The sequence below is a fragment of the Halanaerobium sp. genome (genome assembly GCF_003070835.1).
In genome coordinates this window covers 1-6,623 of record NZ_QBLR01000189.1, presented here as the reverse complement: position 1 = coordinate 6,623, position 6,623 = coordinate 1, and the positions used below count along the sequence as shown (strand labels likewise).

General features: G+C 33.6%; 4 protein-coding genes, 3 tRNA genes and 1 pseudogene. All 8 read right to left on the bottom strand.

Annotated features, from left to right (window positions below; translation table 11 throughout):
* Positions 1-3: 3 nt before the first annotated feature.
* A tRNA-Ser gene (locus tag CI949_RS14935) sits at positions 4-95 on the bottom strand.
* A 124-nt stretch (positions 96-219) separates the two neighbouring features.
* A tRNA-Ser gene (locus CI949_RS14930) sits at positions 220-312 on the bottom strand.
* A complete protein-coding gene (gene tadA / locus CI949_RS14925; protein ID WP_290767715.1) occupies positions 299-766 on the bottom strand; it encodes a tRNA adenosine(34) deaminase TadA in 468 nt (155 codons plus the stop codon). Before tadA ends, CI949_RS14930 begins: the two co-directional genes overlap by 14 nt.
* Before the next feature lie 40 nt (positions 767-806).
* Positions 807-883 (bottom strand) — tRNA-Arg (locus CI949_RS14920).
* A gap of 324 nt (positions 884-1,207) precedes the next feature.
* Entirely contained in the window at positions 1,208-1,537 is a 330-nt protein-coding gene (locus tag CI949_RS14915) for a hypothetical protein (RefSeq protein ID WP_108137541.1), read from the bottom strand.
* Positions 1,521-3,431: a DEAD/DEAH box helicase gene (locus tag CI949_RS14910; RefSeq protein ID WP_290767712.1), complete on the bottom strand. Its 1,911-nt coding sequence runs from the start codon at positions 3,429-3,431 to the stop codon at positions 1,521-1,523. Before CI949_RS14910 ends, CI949_RS14915 begins: the two co-directional genes overlap by 17 nt.
* Positions 3,432-3,515: 84 nt before the next feature.
* Positions 3,516-6,500, bottom strand: a complete 2,985-nt coding sequence (locus tag CI949_RS14905; RefSeq protein ID WP_108137537.1) for a type I restriction endonuclease subunit R — start codon at positions 6,498-6,500, stop codon at positions 3,516-3,518.
* Positions 6,442-6,623: pseudogene (locus tag CI949_RS14900) on the bottom strand (hypothetical protein); the annotation flags it as partial. The gene CI949_RS14905 and the pseudogene CI949_RS14900, both read right to left, overlap by 59 nt.

The following is a 6,623-nucleotide window of genomic DNA, read 5'->3' as shown; positions in this document are numbered from 1 at the left end:
TAATGGCGGAGAGGGAGGGATTCGAACCCTCGGTAGGTTTGAGCCTACACCCGCTTTCCAGGCGGGCCCCTTAAGCCAGACTCGGACACCTCTCCGTAAGGAAGTAGGATGTAAGAAGTCAGAAGTAGGATTAAATTCGAATACTCAAATTTAATAACACTTCTCTTCTAAGTCTCTACTTTGAAAATTTATATATAATCTATGGATGATAAAATCTAATGGCGGAAGGAGAGGGATTTGAACCCCCGAGACAGCAAAACTGTCTACTCGATTTCGAGTCGAGCGGTTTCAGCCAGACTCACCCATCCTTCCGTTGTCTTAACTCACGGAAAAAATCTTTTAAAAGCTGAGCTGATTCTGCTTCCATTACTCCTGCTTCAACTTCTACCTGATGATTAAAACGGTCATCATCTAAAAGCTGATAGAGGCTCTTGACAGCTCCGGCTTTGGGATCACTGGCTCCATAAACAAGGCGTTTAATCCTAGACTGTAGAATTGCACCTGCACACATTGGGCAGGGCTCTAAAGTCACATAAAGCTGGCAATCTTCCAAGCGCCAGCTAGCCTCATTTTTTTTGGCTGCTTCTCTTAGAGCAATCATTTCGGCATGAGAAGTTGGATCCTGAGTTTGCTCCCGGAGATTAAACCCACGGCCAACAACCTGGTCATCACAGACAACAACTGCACCGATTGGTACTTCAGCTCTTTGATAAGCTTTCCTGGCTTCTGCCAGGGCCATCTTCATATATTTTATATCATTTTCCATAGAATATCTCCTGATAAAACAAAAAATTAAAAATTTAAAATGGCGCACCTGAGAGGAGTCGAACCCCTAGCCTTCTGATCCGTAGTCAGACGCTCTATCCAGTTGAGCTACAGGCGCACGCTAAAACTTTTCTTAAGCAACAATAAATATTATAACAGTTACTCTTATTATCGTCAAGTGATTTTTGAGAAAAAATTATATTCATTGAACTAACAGCCTTTGTGAGCTGTTTTTAATGTTGATTTAAGTGTCTTGACGACAATAAAAAAGACCATTTTCAGAAAATATTTAGAGTTATTTAAATAAGATTTCCAGTATAAAAATTTGAAAAGCGTTTGACTTTTTGGGTATTAACACTTTTGACCCTGCAAACCTTCCGTAGTTTCTAGGTTATATTATAATGGAAAAATCAAGAGTTTGCAACTTCAATAAATTCCTAATCTACTGTGCTTTATTCAAACTATTTTTTATTTCTATTTGATTTTGAACAACTTCAGCAAGTTGATACTGTTTTTCCAGCTCTCTATCATAAACTAATTTTTTGTTTTCTCCCATAAAAACACTGTCCAACCTATTTTTTTGATCAAATTTATAATAAAAAACTACAAATTCACCCTCAACTTCACATTCTATCTCTGCTATTGTTTTATTGTTCTCTTGATAATACTTAATATAGCGGTAATTACCTAACTCAATATTATCTAATAAATTGTGCGGAGTTAAAATAGATGAATAAAACAAGTCGTACAATTTTTCAATATCTTTTCTCATTCTTTTCATCTCCTGGACTTAAATAATTTTTCAATACATTTTCAACATATTCCCTTATTGGCTTTACCTTTTCAAAAGCATGTTCATAATCAGCTAACTTCCAGTCTTTTCTCTTTTTATCAATTTTCATTTTTAAAGCATTATTAAAATAAGTTGCCAGCATCCCTGCATTAGAATTAATTTTTTTGATCCACGAAAATTCCCCCTCGAAAAGTTTAGAGTTCTTAATGTCATTATCCGAAGCATCTAATTTAAAATCACTAATTATTTCTGGTACTATTTCATATCTGATTAAATTATCTATTTTGTTTTTTTGATCCTTAAAATATTGATCTGGCCTTTTAATTTTAGACTTTTTACTTTGGTTTTGATCATAAATTTTTACAGCTTCCTCTTTTTTGATTTCTAATAAATTTTGTAATTCTATAATGGCCTGTTTCCTTTTAGCTTTCTCTTCTCTTTGTTTTTCTATCAATTCTGTGGTGATATAAGAATCTATAATGGTTTCCCCTTCACCCTTTTCAGTTGCTTTACCAATTGAGTAATCACGATTGGACTCACCTTCAAACCCAAGATCTATTTCTGATTTCTCCAATTCATCCAATAAACGAATTGTATTACTCTCTTGAATCTCTTTTTTATAATAATTCCATAAATCTCTTAAATATAAATGTTCATGAGAAACTATAACTCCAACATTGTCTTGAGCGCTTTGAGCTTCAGAATCTGGTATTCTTCTTAAAATTCTACCTACAAACTGAGCATAAGGCAATCTGCTTCTAAAGGGCCTAAACAATGCAGCTACAGACAAATATTTGTGATCATATCCTTCACCAAGCATTGCAACATTAACAACTACCTGTGTTCTATCATTTTCAATATTTTTATATGCCATCTGTAATTCTTCTTCTTTCAATTTACTATGAATAATTGTTGCTGTATATTCCATCTGCTCGTATAAAGCTTTAATTTGCTCAGCATGTTCAATACTACAGGCAACAGCTATGATTTTATGTGGCAAATCACTATACTTAGCTTTTTCCTCCAACTGTTCTATACTTCTATTCACCTCTTTTTGTGAACATTCTTTAGAATATGCAACAGAGCGGCTTACCCAGTTTTCATCTTTTATTCCCATTTCATATATTTCCTCTACAGTATACACTTCAGAAGAATCATTATCAACAGTTAGATGCAATTCTTCTGGTATATGTACAAGATCTTCCAGACTCTTGACATAACCATTTGCCATAGCAGCACTTAATTTATACCTAAATATTTCATCACCAACTATAGGTTTACCATCACTTCTGAAAGGTGTGCCTGTTAATTTGACAACCTTTTCAGCTAAAAAATAATTAGTTGCCTCAACCCAGGTATCTGCTGTAGAATGATGAGCTTCATCTATTAAAATCATATCGAAAAAATCGGCATTAAGTCTATTTATAAGTGAAGATTCAAGTCTTTCTTGAAGTTTATGGATATTTAAAACCACTATATTAGCATTTTCAAGTATCTCATTAGGTGTTTTATCTCCCTCATATTCGATTAGAGTTGGTAACTCATCAACTTGATTAAACACTTTTCTTTTTAGCCAAAAGTTTTCAGGGTTTTTAGGATTTAAAGAGTCAACAACAGAATCTCTAATTGTGGTTCCAGGCGTAATAATTAAAACTCTACCTTCAGAAATATGGTAAGGCAAAATACCCATCAAGCCTGTTTTGCCTACACCTGTAGGAAGAACTATAATTGCATGAGAAGTTTTATTATATTTTATAAAATGATTAAATGCCTTGTAATAGGCTTCAATCTGAGGTTCCCTTAAATCCTCATTTTCTGTTAAATTAGGATCAGATGTTAAAAAGTGTTTTTCATCAAAATAGATATCAGCCATTAGCAAACCTCCTGCATTAATCTTGAATTAATGAGCATATTATATTACTTCTATGGCAAATAATTTTATCCTGCAAAATAATAGCTAGTTATCATTCAAACTCCGATAAAGATCAATAATAATCAACTCCATCAGCTGCTCCTTAAAGTCTTTATCATTAAGAATCTTACCATAGAACTCAGTATTTTCATTATACGACTCAACAACTGTGTCGGTAAACTTCTTCTTAACAGCAATCTTGAAATCTTCCAAGCTATTAGCCTGAGCTCTTTTCTTTAAGTCATCATCATTCTTTAACTTATTAGTCATTTGCTCGGTGGCAACTTTAGCTGCCTCTGAGAAGTCAGTTTGGAACTTTTCATTCAATCTCTCAATAATAACACTCAAATACTCTTTTTCTTCCTCGTGATAGCTGCCACTGCCAAGAGATGGTCCAGTAAGCTCTTCTTCACCAATTAATCCGATACTCTGCTGACCTTTATTCTCAAGCTGATAGTATTCCAATACAACTTTATCAGAAATATCTACATTACCTGGAGTCTCAATATCAATTCTTTTAAGCAGGAATCTTAAATAAATATTCATCTTGTGCAGATCAGCATCTTTAATAGGATGAACCTGCAGCACTAGATTATAGAGGTTAATAAATCGTTTCATTTTAGATCTGAATTCTAATTTATCTTCTTTCGATAAATTTCTTATTCTATCTGCACTGTGAGATAGAGCATTATCTCCAGCGGCTATTATCTCTTCTGTAGAGTCATTCTCATAATAGCATTGAGCAAAATCATAAATATCATCTTTATTGATAAGCATGGAATTCATTATCTCATCATAAAGAGTGTACATCTCATTTGGATTTATATTATCTGAATCCAGTCTTGTTACATCATAATAAGGTTCAAAAGCATTCTTGATATCATCAGCTTCATTGACAAAATCAAGGACAAATGTATCCTCTTTAATTCCCTTATATGTCCTATTTAAACGGGATAAAGTCTGGACAGCATTAACACCTCTCAACCGCTTGTCAACAAACATGGTGTGCAGTTTTGGCTGGTCAAAGCCAGTCTGATATTTATTAGCAACTAAAAGGATCTGATATTCATCTTTATCAAATTCTTTAGCTGTTTCAGATTCTGGTATGCCGTCATTCATTTTGGGTTCCGTATATTCAAAACCATCATCTTTGACTGTGCCTGAAAAAGCGACTAAACTTTTTAGGTTTTTATAGCCCTTATCTCTAATGTATTTATCGAAAGACTTCTTATATCTGACTGCATGTAGACGAGAAGAGGTAACAAGCATTGCTTTAGCTTCTCCACCAATTTTATGCATTGTCTTATCACGGAAATGTTCAATCATTATTTCAGTTTTCTGTGATATGTTGTGAGGGTGAAGGCTTACAAACCTGGCAATCTCTTTTGAAGTTCTTGACTTTTCAAACTCTGGATCATCTTTAATCTTTTTATTAACCCGATAATAAGTTTTGTAGGTCATATAGTTTTCTAAAACATCTAAAATAAAACCTTCTTCTATTGCCTGCCGCATTGAATAGACATGAAACGGCTCCCTTTTACCTACCTTATTAGTAGAACCAAAGAGTTCTAGTGTCGAAGATTTAGGTGTAGCTGTAAAACCAAAGAAGCTCAAGGAATCCAGACTCTGAACCCGCATTAATTCCTTGTTGATCTTATCCTCAACATCATCAGAATTCATTTCTGCTTGTCTATCCAATTCAGCTGCCTCTTCTAAGGATAAGGATTCTTTTAAAGCTAAGATATTTTTACCACTGGTAGAAGAGTGTGCCTCATCAATTACAATTGCAAAGTTTTTGTCTTTAGTATTTGATACCTTGTCCAGGATAAAAGGAAACTTCTGGATTGTACTGATAATAATATTGGTACCTGAATTTAATTCATCAGCTAATTGATGTGAATCTTTTTTGATGGGAGCTACTACACCCAGCTTATGATCTATCTGATAAATAGTCTCCTGCAGCTGCTGGTCTAAAGAAACTCTGTCGGTAACAACTATCACACTGCTAAAGATAGGATTATTATCTCTATCATGTAAACTGGACAATCTATGGGCTAACCACGTGATTGAATAGGTCTTACCTGAGCCTGCACTATGCTGAATCAGATACTTATGGCCAGCCTTCTTATCTTTAACATCATTCAATATTTTAGATACTACATCCAACTGATGGTAACGAGGGAATATTAACTTTTCATCTTTATGTAGATCTCCCTGCTCATCAATATCTTCTTCAACATCAATAAAGACAAATTTCTGCAGGATCTCTAAAAGCTGATCTTTCTTGAAAATATCCTCCCAGAGATAATGTGTTTTTAATTTGCCCTCAACTTCAGGGTTACCAGCTTTTTTGGATTTACCTCTGCCTTTTCCTTTATTAAAGGGGAGAAAGAAAGTATCCTTTCCATTAAGTTCAGTTGTCATATAGACTTCATCTTTATCAACAGCAAAGTTTACTATTGAACGCTGCTTAAATCTAAATAATTTTTCATTAGGTGATCTATCATTTTTATATTGGTAAATAGCATTCTTATAATCCTGCCCTGTATCTTGATTTTTTAGCTCCATTGTTATGATAGGTAAACCATTTAGAAAAAGAACAACATCAATTCTTTTCTTATCCTTATAATTTAATTCATCGATCACGGAGAAGATGTTCTGATTATACAGTTTATTTAATTTTTCATTAAAATCTGTCGGGGGCTTAAAATATGCTAAGTCCAATTTCTTGCCATAATCTTTGATACCATGTTTGATTACATCAATCATACTTCTCCTGGCTAATTCTTCATTTAATCTTTTAACTATTTTCTGTTTATACTCAGGTCCATAAATATTTTTTAGTTCCTGCATGATTTTTTCCTGAGTTGTTTCCAGAAATTCAAATAACATTTCTGTATCTAAAGCATGATATTTATCATAGTTTAAATTGCTACTCTCAACATAACCATTCTCATAAATCAGATATTCTTTAATCAACTGCTGAAAGGCGTTTTCTTTCAGTTTCGCTGGAGTTATTGTGCTCAGCAAGTTTTTCTCCCCCTTCTAATTCGTAATCTCTTAAATCTATTTTACCTGTAACAGCTTCAAAAATTAGAGACTTTTTATATTCTTTATACTTTTCTATTGATTCTTTTGTTTTATTGATAAGGT